This window comes from Alteromonas sp. AO-Serp (assembly GCF_017849675.1).
Classification (GTDB): Bacteria; Pseudomonadota; Gammaproteobacteria; order Enterobacterales; family Alteromonadaceae; genus Alteromonas; species Alteromonas macleodii.
In genome coordinates this window covers 13,227-37,325 of record NZ_JAFLMX010000321.1, presented here as the reverse complement: position 1 = coordinate 37,325, position 24,099 = coordinate 13,227, and the positions used below count along the sequence as shown (strand labels likewise).

At 44.5% G+C, this 24,099-nt stretch carries 22 protein-coding genes; 11 read left to right on the top strand and 11 right to left on the bottom strand.

The features are described 5' to 3' along the window. Together QVA83_RS20260 and prfB are read right to left on the bottom strand one after the other, a co-directional pair. On the bottom strand, positions 1 to 359 hold a 359-nt coding region (locus QVA83_RS20260), incomplete at its 3' end, for an OB-fold nucleic acid binding domain-containing protein (RefSeq protein WP_287498887.1). A 23-nt stretch (positions 360 to 382) separates the two neighbouring features. Beyond that, positions 383 to 1,481, bottom strand: a protein-coding gene (gene prfB / locus QVA83_RS20255; RefSeq protein WP_156078071.1) for a peptide chain release factor 2 whose coding sequence is annotated in 2 segments (ribosomal slippage) — positions 383 to 1,405 and positions 1,407 to 1,481 — 1,098 coding nt in all. Because the reading frame shifts where the segments join, the coding sequence is not laid out codon by codon here. A 311-nt stretch (positions 1,482 to 1,792) separates the two neighbouring features. On the opposite strand from prfB, the gene QVA83_RS20250 reads away from it, so the two are divergent. After that, positions 1,793 to 2,011 carry a hypothetical protein gene (locus QVA83_RS20250; RefSeq protein WP_156078070.1) on the top strand — a complete coding sequence of 73 codons (219 nt, stop codon included), beginning with the start codon at positions 1,793 to 1,795 and terminating at the stop codon, positions 2,009 to 2,011. Positions 2,012 to 2,236: 225 nt separating this feature from the next. On the opposite strand, the gene QVA83_RS20245 is transcribed toward QVA83_RS20250, so the two are convergent. Further along, positions 2,237 to 3,322 (bottom strand): alkene reductase, encoded by a 1,086-nt coding sequence (locus tag QVA83_RS20245; RefSeq protein ID WP_075176187.1) that lies wholly within the window; start codon positions 3,320 to 3,322, stop codon positions 2,237 to 2,239. Positions 3,323 to 3,611: 289 nt separating this feature from the next. Between QVA83_RS20245 and QVA83_RS20240 the strand changes: the two genes are divergently transcribed. Together QVA83_RS20240 and QVA83_RS20235 are read left to right on the top strand one after the other, a co-directional pair. Next, on the top strand, positions 3,612 to 4,670 hold the full coding sequence (locus QVA83_RS20240; protein WP_231513053.1) for a flavin reductase family protein: 1,059 nt from the start codon (positions 3,612 to 3,614) through the stop codon (positions 4,668 to 4,670). Beyond that, complete coding sequence (locus QVA83_RS20235) at positions 4,667 to 5,821, top strand: fatty acid desaturase family protein (protein ID WP_156078069.1); 1,155 nt, start codon at positions 4,667 to 4,669, stop codon at positions 5,819 to 5,821. The genes QVA83_RS20240 and QVA83_RS20235 overlap by 4 nt, the downstream gene beginning before the upstream one ends. On the opposite strand, the gene QVA83_RS20230 is transcribed toward QVA83_RS20235, so the two are convergent. Together QVA83_RS20230 and QVA83_RS20225 are read right to left on the bottom strand one after the other, a co-directional pair. Continuing rightward, on the bottom strand, positions 5,799 to 6,236 hold the full coding sequence (locus tag QVA83_RS20230) for a DUF2177 family protein (protein WP_014948742.1): 438 nt from the start codon (positions 6,234 to 6,236) through the stop codon (positions 5,799 to 5,801). The genes QVA83_RS20235 and QVA83_RS20230 overlap by 23 nt on opposite strands. 143 nt (positions 6,237 to 6,379) lie before the next feature. Beyond that, positions 6,380 to 7,237 (bottom strand): SDR family oxidoreductase, encoded by an 858-nt coding sequence (locus QVA83_RS20225; RefSeq protein WP_156078068.1) that lies wholly within the window; start codon positions 7,235 to 7,237, stop codon positions 6,380 to 6,382. Positions 7,238 to 7,344: 107 nt separating this feature from the next. On the opposite strand from QVA83_RS20225, the gene QVA83_RS20220 reads away from it, so the two are divergent. Continuing rightward, a complete protein-coding gene (locus tag QVA83_RS20220) occupies positions 7,345 to 8,256 on the top strand; it encodes a LysR family transcriptional regulator (RefSeq protein ID WP_101563783.1) in 912 nt (303 codons plus the stop codon). 230 nt (positions 8,257 to 8,486) lie between these two features. Beyond that, positions 8,487 to 8,858 carry a hypothetical protein gene (locus QVA83_RS20215; protein ID WP_156079103.1) on the top strand — a complete coding sequence of 124 codons (372 nt, stop codon included), beginning with the start codon at positions 8,487 to 8,489 and terminating at the stop codon, positions 8,856 to 8,858. A 69-nt stretch (positions 8,859 to 8,927) separates the two neighbouring features. On the opposite strand, the gene QVA83_RS20210 is transcribed toward QVA83_RS20215, so the two are convergent. Beyond that, the gene (locus QVA83_RS20210) at positions 8,928 to 9,386 is read right to left on the bottom strand and encodes a hypothetical protein (protein WP_014948738.1); all 459 of its coding nucleotides are present in this window, start codon (positions 9,384 to 9,386) and stop codon (positions 8,928 to 8,930) included. A gap of 247 nt (positions 9,387 to 9,633) precedes the next feature. Here QVA83_RS20210 and QVA83_RS20205 point away from each other — a divergent pair, with 247 nt between their 5' ends. Next, on the top strand, positions 9,634 to 10,512 hold the full coding sequence (locus QVA83_RS20205) for a DUF417 family protein (protein ID WP_156078067.1): 879 nt from the start codon (positions 9,634 to 9,636) through the stop codon (positions 10,510 to 10,512). A 61-nt stretch (positions 10,513 to 10,573) separates the two neighbouring features. Here the strand turns inward: QVA83_RS20205 and QVA83_RS20200 are convergent, their stop codons facing one another. The 3 genes from QVA83_RS20200 to QVA83_RS20190 form a co-directional block, all read right to left on the bottom strand. After that, the gene (locus QVA83_RS20200; RefSeq protein WP_287498886.1) at positions 10,574 to 12,463 is read right to left on the bottom strand and encodes a ligand-binding sensor domain-containing diguanylate cyclase; all 1,890 of its coding nucleotides are present in this window, start codon (positions 12,461 to 12,463) and stop codon (positions 10,574 to 10,576) included. Positions 12,464 to 12,474: 11 nt separating this feature from the next. After that, positions 12,475 to 13,449, bottom strand: a complete 975-nt coding sequence (locus QVA83_RS20195) for a ligand-binding sensor domain-containing protein (RefSeq protein WP_231513138.1) — start codon at positions 13,447 to 13,449, stop codon at positions 12,475 to 12,477. A gap of 84 nt (positions 13,450 to 13,533) precedes the next feature. Further along, entirely contained in the window at positions 13,534 to 14,748 is a 1,215-nt protein-coding gene (locus QVA83_RS20190) for an endonuclease/exonuclease/phosphatase family protein (RefSeq protein WP_014975964.1), read from the bottom strand. A 302-nt stretch (positions 14,749 to 15,050) separates the two neighbouring features. On the opposite strand from QVA83_RS20190, the gene QVA83_RS20185 reads away from it, so the two are divergent. From QVA83_RS20185 to QVA83_RS20165, 5 genes are all read left to right on the top strand, one after another. Next, positions 15,051 to 16,100, top strand: coding sequence for a PLP-dependent cysteine synthase family protein (locus QVA83_RS20185; RefSeq protein WP_156078066.1), 1,050 nt, complete (start codon positions 15,051 to 15,053; stop codon positions 16,098 to 16,100). Between the two features lie 36 nt (positions 16,101 to 16,136). Beyond that, positions 16,137 to 17,393 carry a DUF2891 domain-containing protein gene (locus tag QVA83_RS20180; protein WP_061485124.1) on the top strand — a complete coding sequence of 419 codons (1,257 nt, stop codon included), beginning with the start codon at positions 16,137 to 16,139 and terminating at the stop codon, positions 17,391 to 17,393. Positions 17,394 to 17,498: 105 nt separating this feature from the next. After that, complete coding sequence (locus QVA83_RS20175; protein ID WP_014975961.1) at positions 17,499 to 18,134, top strand: response regulator transcription factor; 636 nt, start codon at positions 17,499 to 17,501, stop codon at positions 18,132 to 18,134. A gap of 243 nt (positions 18,135 to 18,377) precedes the next feature. Further along, the gene (locus QVA83_RS20170; protein ID WP_014948731.1) at positions 18,378 to 20,228 is read left to right on the top strand and encodes a methanol/ethanol family PQQ-dependent dehydrogenase; all 1,851 of its coding nucleotides are present in this window, start codon (positions 18,378 to 18,380) and stop codon (positions 20,226 to 20,228) included. Positions 20,229 to 20,293: 65 nt separating this feature from the next. Next, positions 20,294 to 20,962: a pentapeptide repeat-containing protein gene (locus tag QVA83_RS20165; RefSeq protein ID WP_287498885.1), complete on the top strand. Its 669-nt coding sequence runs from the start codon at positions 20,294 to 20,296 to the stop codon at positions 20,960 to 20,962. An 86-nt stretch (positions 20,963 to 21,048) separates the two neighbouring features. On the opposite strand, the gene QVA83_RS20160 is transcribed toward QVA83_RS20165, so the two are convergent. Both QVA83_RS20160 and QVA83_RS20155 read right to left on the bottom strand, forming a co-directional pair. Then, complete coding sequence (locus QVA83_RS20160) at positions 21,049 to 23,007, bottom strand: tetratricopeptide repeat-containing sulfotransferase family protein (RefSeq protein ID WP_156078064.1); 1,959 nt, start codon at positions 23,005 to 23,007, stop codon at positions 21,049 to 21,051. A 219-nt stretch (positions 23,008 to 23,226) separates the two neighbouring features. Further along, positions 23,227 to 23,793, bottom strand: coding sequence for an NADPH-dependent FMN reductase (locus QVA83_RS20155; RefSeq protein WP_014948728.1), 567 nt, complete (start codon positions 23,791 to 23,793; stop codon positions 23,227 to 23,229). Positions 23,794 to 24,099: the final 306 nt, after the last annotated feature.

Below are 24,099 nucleotides of genomic sequence, written 5' to 3'. Positions count from 1 at the left end.
GTCTTATGCAGGTCACCCGCCACGCCAATAATGTCGCCTATATCTAGTGCGCAATATTTTGCTTTAAGGGCTTTTTGCGTGTCTTTATCTGCATATGCCTGAATACGGCCAGTCATATCTTGAAGCAGCATGAAAGGGCCACGCTTTGCCATAATACGGCCAGCGATGCTTACTTTGTTACCCTGCTCTTGTAGCGTTTCTTTGTCGAATTCACCGAACTTAGCTTGAAGCTCATCCGCATAGTTTTCGCGACGGAAGCTGTTTGGGAAACCGTTTGCACGGCACTGCTCGCGAATAGCGCTTAGCTTAGCACGGCGCTCTGCAATCAATTTGTTATCGTCTGTTTGTTGGTCAGTCATAACCTTTCACTTCGTTGTTCGGTTTACAGCCCAGATTTCAGGCTGGCTTCAATAAATTTGTCCAAGTCGCCATCCAGCACGGCTTGAGTGTTGCGTGTTTCCACGCCAGTGCGCAAATCTTTAATGCGAGAGTCGTCCAAAACGTAAGAGCGTATTTGGCTTCCCCAGCCGATATCAGACTTGCTGTCTTCCATCGCTTGTTTTTCAGCGTTTTGTTTTTGCAGTTCAAACTCATAAAGTTTGGCTTTTAACTGCTTCATCGCCTGATCTTTGTTTTTGTGCTGCGAGCGGTCGTTCTGACACTGCACCACAATGCCCGTAGGTTCATGGGTAATACGTACCGCTGAATCTGTTCTGTTTACGTGCTGGCCACCCGCGCCCGATGCGCGATAGGTGTCTATACGTAAATCAGACGGGTTGATTTCAATATCAATGTCGTCATCAATTTCAGGATATACAAACGCAGATGAAAACGACGTATGACGGCGGTTGCCCGAGTCAAACGGCGATTTACGTACTAAGCGGTGTACGCCTGTTTCTGTGCGTAGCCAGCCAAACGCATATTCGCCCTGAACGCGCAGCGTAGCACTTTTAATGCCCGCGACTTCACCTTCCGACACTTCAATAAGTTCCGTTTTGAAACCGTGCGCTTCGCCCCAACGCAAATACATGCGCAGCAGCATATTGGCCCAATCTTGTGCTTCTGTACCACCAGAGCCCGACTGAATATCAATATAGCAGTCGTTTTCGTCGTTAGGGCCAGAAAACATGCGGCGAAACTCAAGCACTTCTAGCTGCTCAATTAAGCCTTCAAGCTCACTTTGGGCCTCAACGAAGGTATCTTCATCTTCGGCTTCAACGGCCAATTCAACGAGACCTTCAACGTCTTCTGTTCCCTGATCGAGCTTGTGGATCGTCTCTACGATTTGCTCCAAGGCCACTTTTTCTTTGCCAAGTGCCTGTGCTCTGTCTGGCTCGTTCCAAACGTCAGGACTTTCTAATTCTCGGCTAACTTCTTCTAAACGCTCTGACTTTGCATCAAAGTCAAAGATACCCCCTAAGCGCTTGAGTGCGCTCGCGGATATCTTTTATCGCATTCGTAACGGGGTTTATTTCAAACATAGTCCGCTTATTTCGTTAAAAATTTAAGACCGCGGATAGTACCGAATTTGAAGGAATTTTGATAGGGGTTGGCGCAAATATTGCGACACTGAGCTTGTGCTAATTTTCGTATGGATTTTAAGCACCTTCGTTGAAGCGAGTATTTTCACCGTTCAATGGCGCGCACATACTGTTGGGTAGGCTGTCTTAGCCCATACAAATAGAGTAAATGTTTGAAAAAGCAGCCTTCAGCTGCACTAGTTTGGAGCATTATTGCTTAATGTCGCGTGCGTTTAGTGTGCGAATTGATTGGAAAATCTTTTAGGAAAAGTATGTCGTTCAATAATTTGTCTTATGCCGTTATCGGCGTACTTCTCGGTCTTTTTGTATTGGCCTTGGGTCAACTCGTCGATTGCCAGAACCTTGCGGGGGCAACGATGGCGTTGCAGTGCCCCAACGGCACGCCCATTTCTAAAATGTGGCTTGCCATGTCAATGCTAATAGCGGGAAGCGGAATTTTCACTTGGCTATATCGCAATCGTAAATATTAACCGTAAAGTGCAGAAATGACTCGGTGAGTATCAACGGTGTTAACACATCACTGCGTATAACTGTTACGTAATGAGTCTAACTGCTGACTGACGAAAGTAAGATTTAGAACGAACAACATGTTTTAAGTGCTGTTCGTTCTGGTAAAAAAGAGCCATGCTCATTTTTAATGGATTGCCCCTTTTTCCTGAGCAAAGTGTTTTTTACACACCCGCTGGAATTTCCGGCTATTTAGCAAAAGAATAATCTGTGTAGCCCTTCTCACCACCGCCAAATAACGTATCGGGGTTGTGCTCATTCAGGGGTACATTATTCGCTAGTCTGTAGGGTAAATCTGGGTTCGCCACGAAAGGTCGACCAAAACCAATCATATCTGCCCACCCTTCAGTTAAAGCTTGTTCGGCACGCTCTGTGTCGTACTTTCCGGCATAAATGAGCAGACCGCTATAGGCTTCACGAATAGCCATCTTGAATGATATTGGCATTTGCGGCGCATCATCCCAGTCGGCTTCGGCAATATGCATATAGCCAATCTTGAAACTATTAAGCATGGAAGCAATCGCAAGATATGTCTCTTCGGGATTGTCGTCGACTGTCCCGTTTAATGTTGTTAGGGGCGCCAAACGTACACCTACTTTATCAGCGCCAATTTCCTCAGACACAGCCTGCACCACTTCTTTCAAGAATCGAATACGGTTCTGTACACTTCCGCCGTATTCATCAGTTCTTGTATTACTTTGAGAATCGATAAACTGGTTAAGCAAGTAACCATTAGCCGAATGCAACTCAATGCCATCAAATCCGGCATCTACGGCATTGCGCGCCGCAACGCGATACTCTTCTACCACGGCTTTTATATCTTCAATGCTCATTTCTCGGGGCATGACCGACTCAACAAAGCCAGGGTTGCCGCCTTCATCAACAAATACTTTTACGCCTTTTGCTTGAATCGCCGATGCGCTAATAGGCTGCTTCCCCTCTGTATTTGAAGGATGGGATACGCGACCCACATGCCAAAGTTGCGCAAACATCACACCACCCGCTTCATGGACTTTATCTGTTACCAACTTCCAGCCATCGATTTGCGCCTTGGTATAAATCCCCGGCGTCCACGCATAACCCTTACCGAGTGCCGAAATTTGTGTGCCTTCACTCACAATAAGCCCTGCACTTGCGCGCTGAGCGTAATATTCAGCCATAAGGTTGTTGGGCACATCTCCCGGCTGTGTTGAGCGGGAGCGGGTCATTGGCGGCATAACAACCCGATTGTTCAGCGTTTTTCCAGCCAGCGATAGGGTTTCAAATAGTTTCATAATACAGTCCTTTAAACTTTATTCTTGCAATTTACACGTTTGGATAACGGTAGATATAAGGCCCTAAAGCTGGGTTAGAACCCGTATTTTTAACAAAGCACTTTTGCATTTTTCACAAAAGTACCGGTGTATTTCGACGACGTTATCCCAAATTTCATGCATCTCCTCTTGACGCAGAAAAAATTAAGCTTACACTTGTGCGCTGAATTAGCGTACAAGTGTAAGCTAAAATATTTTCATCCTTTTTGTATTTAAGATATTCCGACGAAATACAGGTGTGATTTCTACATTGAGACTATTACTAGATAAATTCACTGATCGCATTTTTCACCATGCCTCTTGGAAGGGCTACTGGGAAGTGCTGATGCAGCAAGTTAAACCCGCGTGGCGCGATGGGTATTTCAGAGCCAAAGTTGTGGCAGTAAAAAAACTAAGCGCTGATATGCTCGAGGTGTTACTTATGCCAGAGAGGTCTTGGCCAACGCATGTTGCAGGGCAGCATATCGCATTAACCATAGAAATTAATGGCAGGCTCACCACTCGCGTGTTTACCATAGCGAGTGGTGCTAACACCCGACAAAAAGAAAAGCAGATTCGCCTTGTAACCAAGGTTAAAGCTCAGGGCGCATTAACACCTTATCTTCACTCTTGTGTGCCTAATCAATGGGTAAATATCTCAGCCCCTATGGGGGAATTTAACTGGCCGAAGGTTGAAAAGCCCCTACTTATGATAGCGGGCGGCTCGGGTATAACTCCTTTCATAGCAATGCTTGACGATGCCGTCAACAACGCGCAGCTAAACCATACACCGGTACACTTACTTTATTTTGCTAAGCCAGACGAGCATGTATTACTCAATGAATTATCAGCGTTCAGTCAGCGCTGTGAGCACTTCACCTATGATATTTTGAGCAAACAAAAAGACGGAGACGTAGAAGCGCATTTGTGTAACTTTGCCAATGCACACTGGTTAGTGTGTGGTCCACATGCCATGTTCGAGCAAGTTGAAAGTTATGCAAAAGCGATCAACGTGCCTGTTTTGAGCGAGCACTTCGCTGCGCTTCCTGTGGTGAGCAACACCAGCCTTACCGAAATCGAAACCTTTTCCCTGGTACACAATGGCCAATCTTTGGCTATCGACAATCAGCAAACCCTACTTATACAACTTCAGCAAGCAGAACAACCAGTGACTTATGGCTGTGGCATGGGAATTTGTCATCAATGCCAATGTGTTAAGAAACGGGGCGTAGTGAGAGATACCCGCACGGGTGAGCTTTCAGATAGCGCAGAGCAACTTATTCAGCTGTGTGTATCACAAGCCGTTACTGATTTGGAGATTCAACTATGAACACCAGCGTTGCAATAGACAACCAACACCGTGAAGAAGCCATCGAACAAGCGCATTCTCCGATAAGTGAAACCAAAGCTATTCGGTCAACGAGCACTAAAGAGAAACCGAACTACGAGTTACTTGCCGCTCAGCTTGATGAAATTAAAGCTGACATTAAACGAAAAGTGGGCGCTGAAGATGCGGCCTATATCCGACGTATTATTCTTGTTCAGCGAATTTGCGAGTGGAGCGGACGGATACTTTTAATGTTGGGGTTCATTCAACCGCTGCTCTGGGTTGCCGGCGTATTGAGTTTAGCTACAGCAAAAATTCTCGATAATATGGAAATAGGCCACAACGTAATGCACGGCCAGTACGATTGGATGAACGACAAACACATTAATTCGAAAGGCTATGAGTGGGATATTGCCTGCGATGGTGCGAGCTGGAATCGCGTTCACAATTATGAGCATCACACGTATACCAATATTATTGGAAAAGACAGAGACTTTGGCTACGGCTTGCTTCGCCTGTCTAACGATTTTAGATGGCGTGTAAAAAACCTATGGCAGTTTGCGACTTACATCGTACTTAGTGTTTTATTTCAGTGGGGTGTGTCGTATCACGAAATGGCCGCTGAGCGGGTCTTTTTTGGAAAAAAGAAGGACAACCGTAAGAATCAGGTTACCCATAATGAACTTAAGAAACGCTTTTTTAGTAAAGGCGCACGTCAGTTAGTAAAAGATTATGCACTATTTCCTTTATTAGCTGGGCCGTTATTTTTATGGGTATTTACCGGCAACCTTATCGCCAATTTGCTACGCAATTTATGGACATCTACTATTATCTTTTGCGGCCATTTCACTGGCGACGTGGAAACGTTTAAACAAGAAGATTGTGTTAATGAAACCCGAGGGCAATGGTACTACCGACAAGCGCTGGGCTCATCGAACATAAAGGGCGGAAACCTGTTTCACGTGCTTACCGGGCATTTAAGCTTTCAAATTGAGCACCACCTGTTTCCAGATATCCCAGCCAGACGCTACCGAGAGATGGCGCCCAAGGTAAAAGCCGTACTCGAAGAACACGGCATGCACTACAACACTGGCGGCTTTTTAAAACAATACGCCAGCGTGTTAAAGCGCATTATTCGCTACTCTTTCCCTTAACCAGTTGAAACCCTAACCAGCCGGCCATGGCGCTAGCGCTGGTTAGGCACGTACCCCACGCCCAATCAATCAACATGATAAACAAAGTAAAACCTTCAATAATGCTGTACGCCGTTAAGTTGTAGGCGCCATAACTGGCCAACCCTAGAAGCGCGCCATCGATCCCTGCATAAAGTAACGACTTATCTCTGTTCGCCACCACAGCAAGTACAAACACCACACATCCATACATGAGGTAAAAAACCACCCAAGGCCACGTGATAAATTGACTTCTAAGCAGAGGAGCCATTTCACTTTGATACCAGCCATCCGCAATAACGCCAAGCCACAAGAAGTCGAGCACACCAAAACACACAAAGATTGCAATTAACGACACGACGATGTTTTTCGCAAAGCGAATGATGTTGGAAAGCATGGAACCTATCCCTGTAAATAAGCAAATTGCGGATGCAAGTGATTTAAAATATGAATACGCAAGTGTTGCACAATAAGCGCATCACTTGAATGATAATTCAAGGTAATGCGCATGGGATGGTAATTCACTTAGCTTTTAAATACTCAGCTTTTCATTTTCGCAGCAAGTGTTGCACGCAGAGTTGCAGTTGGACGACCAAGTAGTGATGATAAGGTGACGCTGTTATCTTGGAGCCACCCCGAGGCGGCGTAATGCTCTGAATCTGCTAATGCTGCTGCCATACCTTCAGGCAGCCCAGCTTTAATGAGTGCTTCTCTATAAGCGCTCTCATCCATGTCTAAAAAACCAATATCTTCGCCGGTAATTTCAGATAGGGTGGAAGCATACTCCATTAGTGTAAAGCCCGTGTCGCCAGCAAGCTCATAAATTTTGCCTGTTTGATTTTGCGATGATAGAAGAACGGCCACTGCGGCGTCTGCATAATCTTGTCGGCTAGCGGTAGACAAAACTCCCTGCTTTGCAGCGCCTGCCACCGCTCCCAACTGCAGTACGCTGTCTACATTATCGGTGTAATTTTCCGTGTACCACCCATTTCGAAGAAACACGAAAGGCGCTGACACATTTTTAAAGTAAGCCTCGGTTTGTTTATGTTCTTGCGCTAACAGCAAAGGAGACGTATCTGCTTTCAACAAACTGGTATAAGCAATGAGGCTAACGTTTTGTGCCATAGCTGCATCTATTACCGCTTTGTGCTGCTCAAAGCGTTTCCCAAACTCTGTACCTGATATTAGCAACAACTTCTCAACACCCTCAAAAGCTGACTTAAGCGTTTCCGGGTTATTATAGTCGGCCTGCCGTACTACTACTCCCAACTGCTTTAATGCGTGTGCGTTATCAGGGTTGCGCACTAGTGCAACAATTGTGTTTGCCTTCTCTGTATTAAGCAGTGTTTGAATAACTTTTTGACCTAATTGTCCGTTAGCGCCGGTTACTGCAATCATAATCTATCCTCTATCAATTAAATGAGTACTGGTTGAACACAGAGGTGATTATGTGCGTGAAACACTGTTATGATAAGTAGACACATACAGAACGAATTGTTACGAATATGAGTACAATTAACTATTCACATCTTAAGGCACTCGCCATATTTGCCAGCGTAGTAGAATGTGGAAGCTTTGCGGAAGCTGCCCGCCGTTTAGGCACCAGTCGATCTAGAGTTAGCGAGCAAGTGGCAGGTTTAGAAGCATCTCTTGACGTGCGATTACTGCAAAGAACTACTCGACAGCTCATGCTTACTGACGAGGGAAATGCTGTATTTTCCCATGCGAAAAAGTGCCACGAGATTTTGCATGGTATTGATGAAGAGCTGCGTCAAACAGCGCCAAAAGGAAGAGTATCAATAACAGTCACCAACGACATTGCACACAAGTTTTTATTACCGTTGCTGCCTGAGTTCAAGCGCCGCTATCCTGAAATAGATTTACACATAGTGAGCAGTGACGATAAGCTCGACCTTATCGCTCAGAATATTGATGTAGGACTTCGAATTGGTTTGCCACGAGACGACTCGCTCGTCGGTAGGGTCTTATATCAAGAACAATTCGCCTTATATGCTAGCCCTGATTATCTCAAGAAATATGGTGAACCTAAGACTATTGCAGAACTGAATAATCATACCTGGATTTTGCTATCTCAGTTAAATTCACGAATCATGCATTACCTAATGCTGGACAACACACCAATCGACATTACACCCAAACATTACGAGCTGTGTAATTCTCCTCACCTTGTTCAAGAAATGGTCAAAGCAGGGTTGGGAATATCTACGCTGCTACCTTCAACTGTGCAAAAAGAAGTCGCATCTAACGAACTGGTACGAATTTTCCCTTCACTTGGAAGTGAAACCTTGTTGTTTACCTTGGTTTATCCTTCTCGTAAGCATGTGCCAAGCCGTACCCGAGCACTTATTGACTATCTGGTTGAGACTTGTCGCTTCGGCAATGCCGCTTCTTTTTGACGTAAAATGCATAACGTAATGAGTGTTGCTTGTAACGATACGCTCGTTATGAAGTTTGCATACCGAAATGCTTTACTTAAAACTTACACTGGGTGCTGCAACTAAAGAGGCGTTTGAATCTCAAAGTGACGTGGTTCAAATAAGCGTTAAATAAAATGAATAAAACACTATTAGTAATAACGACCTCTTTGATTGTCAGTGCGTGCGCTCATAGGCCACCACCTTTAGACATGGATGAAATATTTTTTGAAACGAAGATCAAGCAAGACGGTACCAAGCTCTTCGCCTTTAGCATTCCGTTAATGCAGCATCGTGACAGTGCCAAAGGTGGCGGTAAAGGCGGCCGTGGTCAGGGAGGCGAACGAAGTGGTCGTGGCGGTCGCAAAGGACAGGAAAGTCGCGAAGGCTCGTCACATAGCAGCGATAGAATGACTGAGCAGCTTTATACATCTCTAGATGAGAAACTGGATGAGACCGGTTACTGCCAAACGGGCTTTCTAGAAATAGATACACACCAAACCGAAGATAGGCTTCACCTATTAGGTGAGTGCAATGAAACGGCGAGCGAACTGGACAGAATCGAGTTCCCCAACGTTAATTAACCCGCGTTGTTGCGAAGCGCATTGCCGATGGCGTGCGCTTCATTCAACGTTGGTTTGCTAAACAACCTCTTAGTCAACACACAAGGTATGCTCCACAACCCCGTTAGACACATAGGCTCTACAGCCGAATAAGTCCGTACTTTCTAAACACACGCCGCGCGCCTTTTCTCCCGCTTCCATATTATTGTTTTCCGTAACACAAGCCACTTCGCACTCGCTGCTGTCATTACACGCATTACCGGCATCGTTTGCTGGGAGCACACAAGCATGCGCCTGCTGTCGGCCTACTTTCTTCCAGTTACCACCGTGTTTATCGCACACTTTTTCGGACTCAATGGAATAGGCCTGCTGTACCAAAGGCAATGAGGTATCAACAACTTGCTCTAATCTTTCGACGTCTTCAACACTCGCGATTGGCTCATCAATAGGTTCTGGGGGCTGAGCGCCACAAGCAGACAACGCTGCACACACGCCTGCTATTAACCAGATCCTAAAACGCTTCTGTGCTCTACTGCTTGCTTGTTTCATTTTTTCTCTCAATTTATTTTACTTTTTAAACCACTACTATTTAAGCCCCACATTACTTAAGACCTAATTTATTTAAGACCGCTGCTACTTATGACAACCGCTATTAGATAAGTTCTTATTTTGTCGATAAATCCTTATTTGCTTATTGCGCTATGCCTAATAAATTATCAAACCTATGAAATTTTAGTGCTACCTCGACGGGTCTCTACATACACTTCGCAAAACTAGCAGTATTTACGGACGCTTTATGACACTAAACCAAACCGAAAACATGGTCACCGCATTGCTCACTTTTAGCTTCGCAGTTCTTGGCCTAACATTTTTATTGGGTGCAAACCCCAATGCACTTATCGCTACATTTAATTTCTACTCGTTAGACACTGTGTTGAGCGAGAGTGCCCTTGGTGCTTTTTCTGGTATCGCATTGCTGTTACTACCGTTAATGACCATTGCAGCACGTTTTAACCTTGTTTCAGCAAAAGCAGTAACACTATATGCCGCTTTTGTAACTGCCATTCCATTGCTGACGTTATTATCACCAACAAGATGGATGGCCGATTTAGGGGGCTTCCCGATTATTGGCAGCGGTCAAGGCATCATCAAGTACTTCGCAGTATTACCGCTTTTCCTATTCTTGTTTTATCGCGAAAAATTTTCGCACAAGCAACTGACATACCTCAACTTTGCTCCTGTAGCCATGGTCTTATTATGGATAGGAGGCATGAAGTTTTTCGAGTTTGAAGCTAATGCAATTGTGGGGCTAGTTGAAACATCACCGTTTATGTCGTGGCTATATGCTGTGTTTAGCGTACAGGGGGCATCGAATGTGATTGGTGGATTTGATGTCCTCTTTGCATTGCTATTGGGTGCGGGCATCTTTTCTAAGAACAAGCCGGTGATCATTGCGAGCGGACTGGCTTGTTTATCGGTTTTTTTGATGACACAAACGTTTTTGTTTACTGTACCGGATACCTTTAACAGCACGACTATCGTCAACCGCCTAGGTCAGTTCGTTATTAAAGACCTTTGGTTTGTCGCTAATCTTGCTGTGGTGGCTTACTTTACGCTGTTCGAGGCAGTTTCACGAGATCGCGAAGAAGCGCAGTTGGGCCAATCGCCACAGTAAGGCTTTACGGCAAAGTCAGGTTAAAGATGTTGTAGTAATTGACCACTACCCCACTTATCGTTTATTCGAAAATGGTCACTTGGTTGCGGCCATTTTCTTTTGCAGTGTAAAGTGCTTGGTCGGCATGGGTTAACATTCTGTCGTGATCTCTCGCGCCATCTGCACTTGCTACACCAATACTGATTGTGACTTTCAGCGTTTGCGCTATAAAACTGAAATCATGTGCTGCCACGATTTTTCGAACATGATCCATAGCTACCCTTGCATTTACCAAGTCATATTCAGGTAACAACACAGTAAACTCTTCGCCGCCCCACCTTGCACATTTAGCATAATGCGGAACTTCGCGATTTAATATACGGGCCACCTCAGTAATGACTTTATCTCCTACTAAGTGAGAGTACTGATCATTTACCTGTTTAAAATGGTCGATATCGATAACGGCAAGACATAGAGGAGATTGTTTCGCTTTAGCCTCTTCAAAATATTGTACAAGCCAGCGGTCGAATGCTCGTCTATTTGCAATACCGGTTAGATCATCGTGAGTTGCTTGGAACTCGAACCGCTTGGTTTGTAATTCTAGTGATCTGGTTTGTTCATCGACCCTTTGTTTTAAAATCATTTCTGATTTTTTCAAGTGATGAAAACGTACTTTATAAAGTGCATAGATAACAAAACAGAAGAAAAGAAAAACCGAGAATTTAAAAGCAAATGTCTGATAAATACTGGGTAACACGCGAATAGAAAATGGTGACGCAATCTCTTGCCAGGGACCACCAATATAACGAGCACGTACTTTAAACTGATAACGACCAGGTGCTAAATTAGTGTATTCAGTCATTCTAAATTGATGACGGTTAACCCAATCTTGGTCATATCCTACTAACATAGCCTGATACTCTATACGCGAAGGCATAGCGAAACCCAACCCTGCATACTGAAACGCAACTCGCGTGGTTAACGGTGTTACGTCTACTTCCCTTTTATCCGTATCAAATTGCTGGTCAGCACCGTCCAGTAGTACCGCCTCTATACTTACCGGAATAGGGAATTCACTCAACATGGCAAGGTTTGCAGGCGTTACTGTGGCAAGCCCTTTCGCAGTAGGAAGCCAAACATTTCCGTCTACATCGACAAACTGAGATGGCTGTGACCCACCATTGATTTGAATACTCGCCAGGCCATTTTCTTCCTTAAAATGCTCAAATTCCAATAATGCACTTGGATGTGTCAGACACTCCTTAAGACTTGATAGTGAAGTGAGAATGACCCCTTGGTTTGAACTTAGCCATACACCGCTGTTGTGATCTATACCGATCGAAAACAGTTTATCTACGGGAAGCCCCTGCGACTTTTCGATTACACTAAGTGCCTGAGTAGCATTGTCAAAATACGCAAGACCTCGATCGGTTGTAATCCAAGTTCCCTTTTCAACAACGCTAAAACTGAACGCGTGCTGCGCATCTGAATGTTCAGGAAACGAAACTACGTGCACAATACCCTGTTGGATATAGGCGAGCCCTATCCCTGTAGCAATCCAGATTCGTCCTTCACGATCTTCTGCCAAGCCCATCGAAAAATGGGCAGGTAGCCCATTTTGTTCATTGAAATGGCTTAGCTTTCCATCTGGCGTTTGTTGAACTACACCTTGCGCCGTGGCATACCAAACACTGTTATCACTCGCTAAAAGAATGGCCCTTACTTCATTACTCGGTAACCCTAAATGTCTATTGAGGTAAGGAGTAAGTTGGTCATTTTCATATCGCAGTACACCTTTTGTGTAGGTGCCAACTAACGTTACCTCTTCAGTTACCGCTGCCAAACTCAGTACAGAAAAAGCTTCACCCGTAGTAAGCGATGCGCTGGAAAACGCATCATTGGAAAATATATCTAATCCAGCACTTCCACCTGATAAAAGTTTGCCATCAGACGTTTGCAAAACAGTTCGCAAAAAGTCTCCACTCATTCCTTGGCTTTGCGAGAATGTGGTAAATAGCGCACGACGCAGCCTAAACAAACCACCATTAGTGCCAATCCAGATATTTTTTTCCAAATCTTCAAGCAGTGAAAAACACGGTTATTGGGAAGACCTGCAGTTGCATCCAGTTTTTCTAGGCCTAAGTCGCTTAGACGATAAAGGCCATGATTGATGGTGCCTACCCAAATGCTATTTTGATGATCAAGCAAAATACTACTAATTGATTTGTCGGCAAGTGAGCTGTGAAGTAGCGCGAAGGTACCGTTTCTTTGCTGCCAAACACCGTGTTCTGTGCCAACTAAAACACGTTTTTTGCTATCAAGAGCGAGAGTAAATGATGGACCAGAGAGTATGTTGTGGTCGGGTACAGCTAGCTGAAATTTATCGTTTATGTATTTGAACAAGCCTTGATTTGTTGCAAACCAGATTACGCCAAATCCGTCTTCGATTATGCGGTAAGCACTCGAATTTACAATGTATTCTTTTTGCGTGCCGTCAGGCGTTCTCATTGCAATCCCCGTGTCTTCCAGCGCAAACCACAACACGTTATTACTGTCTCTGAATGCATGATTAACCATTGAAGACAGGGGCGCTTGAGCATGCCACTGCTCTGCGATAAGCGACGTTACACCGCCTCGGTTTCCTGCCACAAGTAGCTCGTCGCGGGGCTTGTTGTAATACAAGCTTCGAATGCCGGAGTCTGGTAATCCTGTTTGCGCGCCGCGGGTAAATACAGTGAACTGCTGACCATTAAACCGAGCTACACCTTCCCAGGTACCCGCCCATAGATACCCATTGGACGTTTGTGCTAATGCGTGAATACTATTGTGAGGAAGCCCGTCTTTCGTTCCCCACGATTGAGGGAAATACCGATTGAGCGGCATGAGCTGAGAAGACTCTACCGAAAAGCCATCTATGGGTATCACCCACAGCAAACACATCACAAAAGTGAGAGACACAAACTTCAATGGCTTCTCGGTACGTTATTAGATAGACGGTGTAATAATACCTCTATCTATTAACTAACACAAAAATTGTGGTTTTTAGTTATCTTCGGTCAACGACAAGCTAATCCAAACTAACCTGTGATCTGAGCTGGCTTCGCGGTCTTTAACTAATCGATATAGGTCACTGGTTTTTGCAGGCCAGAAAACGCCAGCATCGTTCACATCGAAGCCAAATCGAGATGGCAAAACATAGTCAGCTCTGGCTCCCCAATAGGCAGTAAAGCGGTTACTAAACTCTGCACCTGACGCGCCTGCACCGCCTGCGCTTGTTGGAATGATGTCATTATTAACTAACGGGTGCTCGGTCAACTGTTCAATAACACCCTCGCGATGTTTATCTCCAATATCCGCCGCATTAAAATCACCAACGAGTACAAAACGCGCGTTCTCTGACAGGCTGACTTTCTCGCCATTATCATCGTAGATGTAGGCTCCTTTATCCGGAGAAAGGTAATCTGCCATAAGCCTAATTTCGTCAAAGTTGCGCTTGCCGTTGCGGTCCTCGCTCCCATCGAAATTAGGTGGTGTTGGATGCATAGCAAGTATGTGTACGGTTTTACCTCCTACTTTCACCGGCACATCCCAGTGAGACTTAGAACTCAACCTTAGCGCGGCCCACTCTTCTACGTCGTACCATGGCTTGCCCTTATCAGTACTTCCGCTCTCATCGGGAATAATAGGAACCTGTGGATGAGGCATGTGATGCCATTTAAACGTCTGAAAGGTGCGAATACCATCAACATCAATAGGGTATTTTGACAAAAGCGCCATACCATATTGCCCGGGATAAAGCCCAAAACCATATGCATCGCCACCAAAACCTTCTGCTTTGCCATTGTTATCTAAGTCGAATTTCGTGGGCTCCCCTGTGTTGACTGTGGCCACATACGTATACGGGTAATCCACAGGCTCAAGGCCGTCTTGTGAAACATTTAGGTAGTTCTTAACAAATGCTTCTACCCCTTTACGCTTGTCTGCAATGTAGTCAAATTCATTCAACATCAAGATATCGGGGTTAACGCGTTGAATAATTTCAGCAATGTTTTTAACTTGGCTATGCTCACCCGTTGAAAGAACGTGTTGAAGTACCTGATCGCTTGGCTTCATACCCAACGCTTTGTAGTTAGTGGCTTCCATACTTACATTAAACGTTGCGACTTTAAGCATTTGCTCTTCTTGCGAGCTAGCCAGCGTAGATACGAATAATGCGGGTAAAAGAGCTATCGCACAGAAAAGCGCCCTATTTTTCATGTTGTTACCTGTAAGTAAAAGCGAAATGCAAAGATAGCAACTTTAGCGGCTTATCTGAACTTTTTTGTTTTATTAAAGACCGTTGTATCAACAAGACAAACATGCTCTCGCTCTTACACAAAAAAGAAATTTATTTTCACAAATGAGACCAAAGAAAGAAATATTTTTTACTATAAAGCCCTAAAGCTAAAATAACAGAATCAAATACTCGTTCTTAACTGGTATTCTATTTTTGTTTTATACAGCTAGCATTAAGCGAACTACGCTTAACGTTTCGCATTTTGGGTGAATGAGAGAAGGTTATGAAAAGCTGGGTTTCAAAAGCGATCAATATTATCAATGCAGATTATCAACGTTCGGCTGATACGCACTTAATCAAATTAGAGCAGATCGCCTTTAGAGATATTGATATCTATCTTAAAGATGAAAGCACCCATCCAACAGGCAGCCTCAAGCACCGTCTAGCCCGGTCCCTTTTTCTGTACGCCCTTTGTAATGGAAAAATTGTAGAAGGAACTACTGTGGTTGAAGCCTCGTCAGGCAGCACAGCGGTGTCTGAAGCTTATTTTGCTAAAATGATTGGCGTTCCGTTTGTTGCGGTTATGCCTAAATCTACCGCCCAAAGTAAAATCGCGCTTATTGAGCGATATGGCGGGCAGTGTCACTTTGTAGATTGCCCTACGCAAATGCACAGCGAAGCAACCAAAGTAGCTCACGAGCTTAATGGTTATTTTATGGATCAGTTCCTTTTCGCAGAGCGCGCTACAGACTGGCGAGGCAATAACAATATTGCTGAGAGTATCTTTGAGCAAATGAAAGCCGAGCCCCACCCTATTCCACACACCGTGGTTATGAGTGCAGGTACAGGTGGAACATCAGCCACCATAGGGCGTTACATTCGCTACAAAGGTCTCTCTTCTCAGCTTGTCGTGGTAGATCCAGAATTCAGTGTGTTTTTTGATAGCTTCAAAAACAACGATCATACACTTACCGCTACCCGTGGTAGCCGCATAGAAGGGATAGGACGCCCTAAAGTGGAAGCCTCTTTTCAACATGACGTTATAGATGACATGATTGCCGTTCCCGATGCCGCCAGTATTGCAACCATGCATTGGTTAAACAACACCATGGGGATTAAAGCCGGCCCATCTACCGGCACAAACCTATGGGGCGCATTAAGTATTGCTGAACAAATGAAGCAGCGAGGAGAAATGGGATCGATCGTAACGCTTATGTGCGACAGCGGAGAGCGGTATAGTGAAACTTACTATAATGCTGGTTGGGTAGAAAAGACCATTGGCTCACTCGCTGAATACACCACCAAACTAGAGGCCATCGGGGCCCCTGCTTAAATAGCCTGTTTCTGCTGTTTAAAGTGCTGGGGCGTTATGTATCGCGCAGCACTTTATTCAAAGCGTTTATCTCTATACATTGGCGATATACTTCTCATTGATAAAGCGCGCAAAATTATGATCAAAATAAAAAACGTTGTTAGCTGTACAGTTGCATTTGCCACAGCGTTTGCTGCACACACTGCCTTTGCTACCAGTACATCGACTGTTGAAATTGCGAACACAAGCAACACTAGTATTAACCAAACCGCAGACGCGACCGCCAACGCTGACGTCCCTAACAACAATTACGAAAGCGTTTTTGCTAACCTCGCGCTTCATTGTATTCATCAAGAGTTTCCAAATGTAGTGAAACACATGATGAATAACGGCGATGACGTTAAGGCACCAAATCAACTCTACCCTTCATTTTATGGTTGTTTAGACTGGCACTCGTCGGTTCATGGCCATTGGCTTTTAGTAAGAATGTTAAACACTGCGCAAGATGCAGTGGATAAGGATGAGATCATTGAAAAGCTCAACATCAGCTTCACGCCTAAAAATATCCAAGGTGAATTGACGAGCCTTAAGCGTGAAAACAATGCCTCATTTGAACGCCCCTATGGTCTTGCTTGGTTCCTGCAGCTAACCGCTGAACTACGTCAATCTTCCCTTCCTGAAGCAACAAAATGGCTAAATACTTTACGTCCTCTCGAGGACGAAATTGTAGCCAGAGTAAGCGCATGGTTACCCAAATTAGCTTACCCAATCCGTACGGGTGAGCATAGCCAAACCGCCTTTGCTTTTGGCTTAATGTTGGATTGGGCGAAAACAGCAGGTAATAAGGAGTTTGAAGCGCTGTTAACGTCCAGGGTGAAAGACTACTATCAAGACGATACACAGTGCCCTCTTGCCTACGAGCCTTCGGGACAAGATTTCTTATCACCGTGTTTGGCCGAAGCTGATTTAATGCGAAGAGTAATGTCTAAAAAGGACTATAGCCAATGGCTTTCAGCGTTCTTTCCAAGCCTCACAGCTAGAACATCAAATTGGCTAGCTCCCGCTACAGTGACTGACAAGACGGATGGAAAACTCGCTCACCTAGACGGGCTGAACATCAGCCGAGCGTGGATGATAGAAGGCATAATGCAAGCTTTGCCTGAAGGTGACAAACGCTTACCTGTGCTTAAGAAAGCATTAAGTTCACATCGTGAGGCCGGGCTCAACGCGGTGTTTGGTGACATGCACTATATGGGCAGCCATTGGCTTGGCAGCTTTGCCAGCTACTTAGAAACACAGCGCGGTTTGAATTAACTTATATCCTACTAAAGTGTGAGATGAATGAGCACTAAAGTGCTATTCGTCTCACATGCCTACCGTGGCATGCTCATTCTATGGTGATATGAATAAAGCGCAGCTATGGAAATTTTACTTGTTGATGATCACGCAATAGTGAGAGAAGGCTTTTCTACACTGTTATCTTCGGTACTCGAAGGCGCTGTCGTCACCAATGCAAAAAATGCGCAGCAAGCCACAAATGCACTTCGTGCCAACCACTTCGACCTCATTATTTTAGACATTAATTTAGGAACCACCAGCGGACTCACGCTGGCGGAATATATTGTTCAGCGCTGGGAGCACGCAAAAGTACTTATGTTCAGCATGTTCGATGATATTTCCATCATCGATAGAGCTATGAAACTAGGGGCAATGGGCTATGTTAGTAAACAAAGTGAACCTGATGTACTGATAAGCGCGGTGACATCTATCATTAAAGGCCGCCGTTATTTAGAACACAATACTGCCATTGAGCTCGCTACATTCAACCTGTCACATTCCGGAGGCAACTTAACAGATCTGACACAAAGAGAGTTGGATATATTCCTTGGTATAGCCAACGGGCTTTGCCGAAAACAGGTCGCTGAAAGTCTCAATATTTCTGAAAAGACGGTCTCTAACGTTATCACCCAGCTCAAGCGAAAACTTGAGCTACAGACAAATGCCGAGTTTGTTCACCTTGCCATAAAGCAGGGTTATATCAAAATTGCCAGCTAAACAAGCGCCACTAAACAAGGTCGGGAAAACTTCCCTGTACTTTCGTATCTCTTTTATACCCCTTTGGTACTGACTTTGTCTCATGATAAAGATACCTCATGAAAATCAATATATTAGCGTTTTCATTACACTTCAATCTAAGGGAATTTTTCCCGTATTTTGAAGGACGGAATCCGTTTATCAGGGCCTCTACTTAGTTACATACTGTTAACACAACATCAAGGTAACAGTGGAAATAAAACTATGGCTAAGTTCTATTCAAAGGCTTCATTGGCCTTAAGCGTAATTATTGGTTTAGGTACGAGTTCACATTTATATGCGGACGATGGCGTGACATGGGCAGACATTGAAAATGATGCCAAGACGCCTGAGAACGTACTGATGTATGGTATGGGTCCAGAAGCTCAGCGTTACAGCGGACTTGATCAAATCAACAAAGAAAATGTACATATGCTATCTCCGGCTTGGGTGATGAGTTTTGGTGATGAAAAGCAACGGGGTCAAGAGTCCCAAGCAATCGTGTACGACGGTATTGTCTATGTAACCGGTAGCTACTCCCGTATTTACGCCTATGAGGCAAAAACAGGTAAGAAGTTGTGGGACTACGCCCACCGCCTTCCAGAAGGTATTCGACCGTGTTGTGACGTGGTAAATCGCGGCGCAGCAATTTATGGTGACTTAGTCTTTTTCGGTACGCTGGATGCTGGCGTTGTTGCCCTTGACCGGCTAACGGGCAAAGTAAAATGGAAGAAGCGCTTTGAAGACTATCGTGCAGGCTACACCATGACGGGGGCACCTACGATTGTTAAAGACCAAAAGTCAGGAAAGGTCATGCTTATTCACGGTTCATCAGGTGATGAGTTTGGTGTTGTAGGAAAACTGTTTGCACGCGATCCTGAAACCGGTGAAGAGATTTGGATGCGTCCATTTGTTGAAGGGCACATGGGCAGATTAAATGGAAAAGACAGCACACCCACGGGTGGTTCATACGAAGTGACAACGTGGCCAAAGGATGAAAACGGCGAAATGGTTGAGGCTTGGCACCACGGTGGTGGCGCACCATGGCAGAGTGCAAGCTTCGATGTTGAAACTAACACTATCATCATAGGTGCAGGTAACCCCGCTCCTTGGAATACATGGAAACGCACCGCCAAAGGTGGCGATCCGCGAGATTGGGATAACCTTTATACTTCCGGACAAGTGGGTGTAGATGCAACCACTGGTGAGGTTAAATGGTTCTATCAACATACACCTAACGACGCATGGGATTTCTCTGGCAACAATGAACTTGTTCTATTCGACTATTACGATAATGGAAAGCTCATAAAAGCGACGGCTCATGCAGACAGAAATGGCTTTTTCTATGTAGTTAACAGACAAAACGGTGAATTCATTAGAGGATTTCCCTTTGTAGATAACATTACGTGGGCCACACACATTGACCCTGACACGGGTCGCCCAGTTGAAGTAGACGGACAGCGCCCGCCACTGCCTGAGCCGGGTGAAAAACGAGGAAAGTCAATAGAGGTATCGCCTCCATTCTTGGGCGGAAAGAACTGGAACCCGATGGCCTACAGCCAGAATACCGGCTGGTTCTATATGGGCGCAAACCACTGGAAAGAAGACTACTGGACGGAAGAAGTGACCTATAAGAAAGGTGCCGCTTACCTAGGACAGGGTTTTAGAATTAAGCGCATGTATGACGACCATGTGGGCGTACTTCGTGCCGTAGACCCCATTTCAGGTGAAATTAAATGGACACACAAAGAGAAACTTCCTATGTGGGCTGGGGTACTGGCGACGAAAGGCGGACTCATTATTACCGGAACGGGCGATGGCTATGTCAAAGCTTTCGATGAGGAAACCGGTGAAGAACTTTGGAAGTTCCAAACGGGCTCGGGCATCATTTCATGCCCTATCACCTGGGAAGAGGATGGTGAGCAATACATCGGCTTAGCGTCAGGGTATGGTGGTGCAGTACCGCTATGGGGAGGAGATATGGCTGAACTCACCAAACCTGTCGCGCAAGGTGGTTCGTTCTGGGTATTTAAACTTCCTAATCACAATAAAAAGCAAAACGTAGCTAAACAATAGCTTTATCTTTGCAACAAACCAAACCGAGAGGCGGTGAAAACGCCTCTCGGCATTAAGGAGCTCTCATGCGCTTACGTTTTCAAGTAACCAAACAACTCCCCATATTATTAGTTGTCCTATATTCAGCAACTGCCAGTGCCATTCCCGATTTCGAAGATGACGTGGAAATTATCAACGGATGTGAAATAAAACCAAAGACAGTGTGTAGCGATACAGACTTAAGCGGTGCTGATTTGAGCCATGCAAATTTGCACGGGGCAGTATTCACCAACGTTAAGTTCAACAAAACAGATTTAAGGCACGCCAACTTAAGCTATGCGACGTTTAAGAAAAGTAACCTAGATCACGCTGATTTAGCTACCGCCAACTTAAAACACGCAGATTTACGCAGCTCAAAAGTTCGCAACGCTAACTTAGAAGGCGTAGATGGCTGGGCGCTTTTCGGTCAAGGGGTTGATTTCACTAACTCCAACTTTTCAGGTGCTAACCTGGACCAAGCGCGTTTATCAGGTGCGACAATGGTAAACACCAACTTACGTGCCGCACGCTTAGAGCGGGTTTGGATGAACAAAGCAAACTTTGAAGGTGCTTCACTGATTAACGCCAATATTCAGGAAGCAAAACTGAACGATGCAAGTTTGTATCAAGCAAACCTAACCGGCACGCGCATCCACTACGCAACATTTCAGGGCACTTTCATGGACGAATGTATAAACTGTCCTATTAACTGGTAACTGTGATTGGGTGGAAAGAAAACATTGAGCCGTTCGATGTAGCCAGCGCCCATTACCTTCACTAACACCCATTCATACTTACTTTCTTAATATCCCCACTTTTGCTCCCATTCATCTAAAAGAGGGGGACATTCAGAGAAAAGCGTTGGGTAGTTCTCATACTTTTGCATTGAAGACTTATACACTGGTTGACTAACTTGATAGTAGCTCGGTGTTTGGAACAAAGGCGAACTATTACTTTCTAAGGTCTTAGTCTCCCCTTCTGTCAGCCCTGAAAACTGATATATGGATGCTATAGAAGATTCAGGGTCAGCAACAACATCTTCATATTTAATGCTTATTGCTCTGTCCCTTAAGATTGGTTCCATTTTTTCCCAGCACGTGAAGACTTTATTATAAGCCTCAGCGAATTGCTCAACGGTGTACAAGTTTATTTCCTCGAACTGTAAACAACTCAACGCAACTGCCTTCGGGTTACGTAGGCAACAAAGTACTTTTGCGTTAGGAAATAAGGTCAACATTGCAGGTAAATAAGGGAAGTTAAGCGGCATCTTATCTACGATGAGTTTATTGCTGTCAACACTAGGAGAATAAGCCGTTAAATGCTCAAGATAGTCATTTGCCAAAGCGTCTAGTTCACTTTGGTTTGTCCGCTTTATATCACCCGTCTCAGGGTCAACAATCTCGCGTTCAACCATCTGGTTATAAAAGGTTTCGACAGCATCTGTTTCTTCTAATAACTCAACATTCGCATTTTTAAGTAACAAACTTTCTATCAATGTCGTTCCCGAACGAGGAAATCCAACAATAAAGAGAATGTTTGTGCTGTTACTTGACGTGTTAACGATAGGAGAAGGTGATACATCAAAACCATTGAGCATGACGCCAGAGGACAAATCTGCGAATTTACTGGAATGAAGGTTATTCACGTTATGTGCGATAAACCTGATGACCTCTTCGGCATCGCTAAAACGCTTGAGCTTTTCAAGGGTTCTAATCTTCTGGTAAAGATGAGGAAGGCTTTTGGGTTGTTTTACTAAGAAGTGCTCGTTAATTCGCAGCCCCTCTTCAAACTCTCCTTTTGCGAAGGCCAACAGCGAACGTTTTAACTCGTGTTGCTCCTTGTCGCCCTCAGCTTGAATTAATTGAATTTTGCCAAGAAACTTCTCAGCTTCAGCTAGCTCACGCCTGTTTTCGTTAATATTAAAGGCCAGCTCTAGTAACTGAATGTTATCGGTGTTTTCAAACTTTCTATTGAGGACATCAAGGTTGTCTTTAGTGGCATTGAGTAGCCAAGAAACATAGTCTAAGTACGTCAGTAACTCTTCTTTATCCGATGAATCAGCGAGGGAAAGTGATTTTTCAAGATGACGCTTTGCATGAACGTAACGCTTCGACTCCAATGCTGACAACGCCAAAAAATAGTGGATCGAATAAGAATCTGAGTACGTTGAACTTAGCATATTACTCTGCTTAGCTAATTCTCCTCTCGAATGAATTCTGTAACATGCTTCTGTATACAGTTCAGCGCTAAGTTTATCGCTTAGATGAAGACCCTCTCTTTTAATATGCGCGACCAACTGAGACCATTTTTCCTGCTGATAAAGACACTTACTCAGGCTTTGTCCGTACTGAATATTTTTAGGATTTTTTGCTATTGCTTTTTCATATGCTAACTGTGCTTCTTCATATCGGCCAAGCTCAGACATTAAATTTCCAAGTGCATGAAAAGCAACGTGGTAGTTTGGGTTAATTGCTATCGCTTTTGAAAGCTGCTTTTGTGCGTCATCAAACCGCTCAGCTTCTTTTAGCAATAGACCATAATTATACGCCACATCAGTGTTTTGAGGATAATCAGACTGAAGGCTTTCAAATATTTCAAACGACGTAGTAAATTCAGCAACCTTTCCTAGTGCCGTAGCATATACCATTTTTGCCATTGGATGCTGCTCATAGACAGGAGAAAGCGTCGATATGACTCGGCTAAATTCACCGGCACCGAACGCCTGCATTGCTTGATTTATTATTTCTTGAGTAAGTTTCATGAATATTTTATTTTTGGAGATATGTGCGTCTGTAGCAGATTTTGCAGTAATGATTTGTCTATAGTAACACGCTAAAAGTTGAATTTAAGCACCCTCAACTAACCGTGCACAAAACTAAAACCTCGAACATTCACCGAAGACTAGCCACGCGTAGATACTGCAATTACAAGGTGGCCAGTCTTAATTTAGTAGGCTTCAAATTTGATTACCTACTTTCAGCTATTTTACTTTGGCGGCAAGCTCGGCAGTTTCTTTACCCAAATTTTTAAGCTGCTTAATCGTCTTTTCATCCGTAATTGCGCCATCTTCCATAAGCGTATTTACCTTCGCAATAGCTTTTTGGTTCGGTAGCACCATGGTACCTAGATTTTCAAGTAACATTCTCAGTACCACCAGCACGCGCATGCCGCCTAGCCCACCAGCAGACGCAGCCATAATTCCAGCCACCTTACCGCGATATGCTTGTAATGGCTTTTCGCCTTCCCCCATGCGCGATGCCCAGTCGATGGCATTCTTTAGCAGTGCGGGATAGCTTGAGTTGTATTCTGGTGAAGCAATAAGAAAACCATCATGGCTCATTAGCAATTCTTTGAACGCCTGTGCTTTTTCAGGCATACCAAACTCGGCTTCCTCATCTTCATTAAACAACGGCATTTGAAAGTCAGCGAGATCTATAACGGTAACCTCTGCGCCAGCTTCACGTGCGCCCTCTGCGGCAACTTTCATAACAGCTTGGTTGAATGAACCTTTACGGGTACTACCTGCAAATGCAAGGATCTTAGTCATTTGAGTTTCCTGTCGTTAATTTAAGTAGTGTTCTAGTTGTCTGATTTATAGGAAGCTATCGCCCTATCGGTTCTAATCGAAATGTAATACCACTGTACCTGCTGTTACACGTGTACCTGCGGTTACACGCCGAGATTACGAACATTTTAAATCTCGCTGAGTACGCAATAATCTATACCCACTGGTATAAGGATCACGATTAGCGCAAACGAGCGTTGTAGGGTTGACGCTTATGTTTCGCATAAAAAAAGGCTGACAATCAATGTCAGCCTCTTTGTTATCAATATGTATGTTGTACCGCGAACA

Coding starts and splice junctions, on each gene's coding strand:
- QVA83_RS20190 (WP_014975964.1), bottom strand. CDS start 14,748: ATGAAAAATAGGGCGCTTTTCTGTGCGATAGCTCTTTTACCCGCATTA.
- QVA83_RS20160 (WP_156078064.1), bottom strand. CDS start 23,007: ATGAAACTTACTCAAGAAATAATAAATCAAGCAATGCAGGCGTTCGGT.
- QVA83_RS20205 (WP_156078067.1), top strand. CDS start 9,634: ATGACACTAAACCAAACCGAAAACATGGTCACCGCATTGCTCACTTTT.
- QVA83_RS20250 (WP_156078070.1), top strand. CDS start 1,793: ATGTCGTTCAATAATTTGTCTTATGCCGTTATCGGCGTACTTCTCGGT.
- QVA83_RS20230 (WP_014948742.1), bottom strand. CDS start 6,236: ATGCTTTCCAACATCATTCGCTTTGCGAAAAACATCGTCGTGTCGTTA.
- QVA83_RS20165 (WP_287498885.1), top strand. CDS start 20,294: ATGCGCTTACGTTTTCAAGTAACCAAACAACTCCCCATATTATTAGTT.
- QVA83_RS20185 (WP_156078066.1), top strand. CDS start 15,051: ATGAAAAGCTGGGTTTCAAAAGCGATCAATATTATCAATGCAGATTAT.
- QVA83_RS20235 (WP_156078069.1), top strand. CDS start 4,667: ATGAACACCAGCGTTGCAATAGACAACCAACACCGTGAAGAAGCCATC.
- QVA83_RS20175 (WP_014975961.1), top strand. CDS start 17,499: ATGGAAATTTTACTTGTTGATGATCACGCAATAGTGAGAGAAGGCTTT.
- QVA83_RS20180 (WP_061485124.1), top strand. CDS start 16,137: ATGTATCGCGCAGCACTTTATTCAAAGCGTTTATCTCTATACATTGGC.
- QVA83_RS20225 (WP_156078068.1), bottom strand. CDS start 7,237: ATGATTGCAGTAACCGGCGCTAACGGACAATTAGGTCAAAAAGTTATT.
- QVA83_RS20155 (WP_014948728.1), bottom strand. CDS start 23,793: ATGACTAAGATCCTTGCATTTGCAGGTAGTACCCGTAAAGGTTCATTC.
- QVA83_RS20220 (WP_101563783.1), top strand. CDS start 7,345: ATGAGTACAATTAACTATTCACATCTTAAGGCACTCGCCATATTTGCC.
- QVA83_RS20210 (WP_014948738.1), bottom strand. CDS start 9,386: ATGAAACAAGCAAGCAGTAGAGCACAGAAGCGTTTTAGGATCTGGTTA.
- QVA83_RS20170 (WP_014948731.1), top strand. CDS start 18,378: ATGGCTAAGTTCTATTCAAAGGCTTCATTGGCCTTAAGCGTAATTATT.
- QVA83_RS20215 (WP_156079103.1), top strand. CDS start 8,487: ATGGATGAAATATTTTTTGAAACGAAGATCAAGCAAGACGGTACCAAG.
- QVA83_RS20245 (WP_075176187.1), bottom strand. CDS start 3,322: ATGAAACTATTTGAAACCCTATCGCTGGCTGGAAAAACGCTGAACAAT.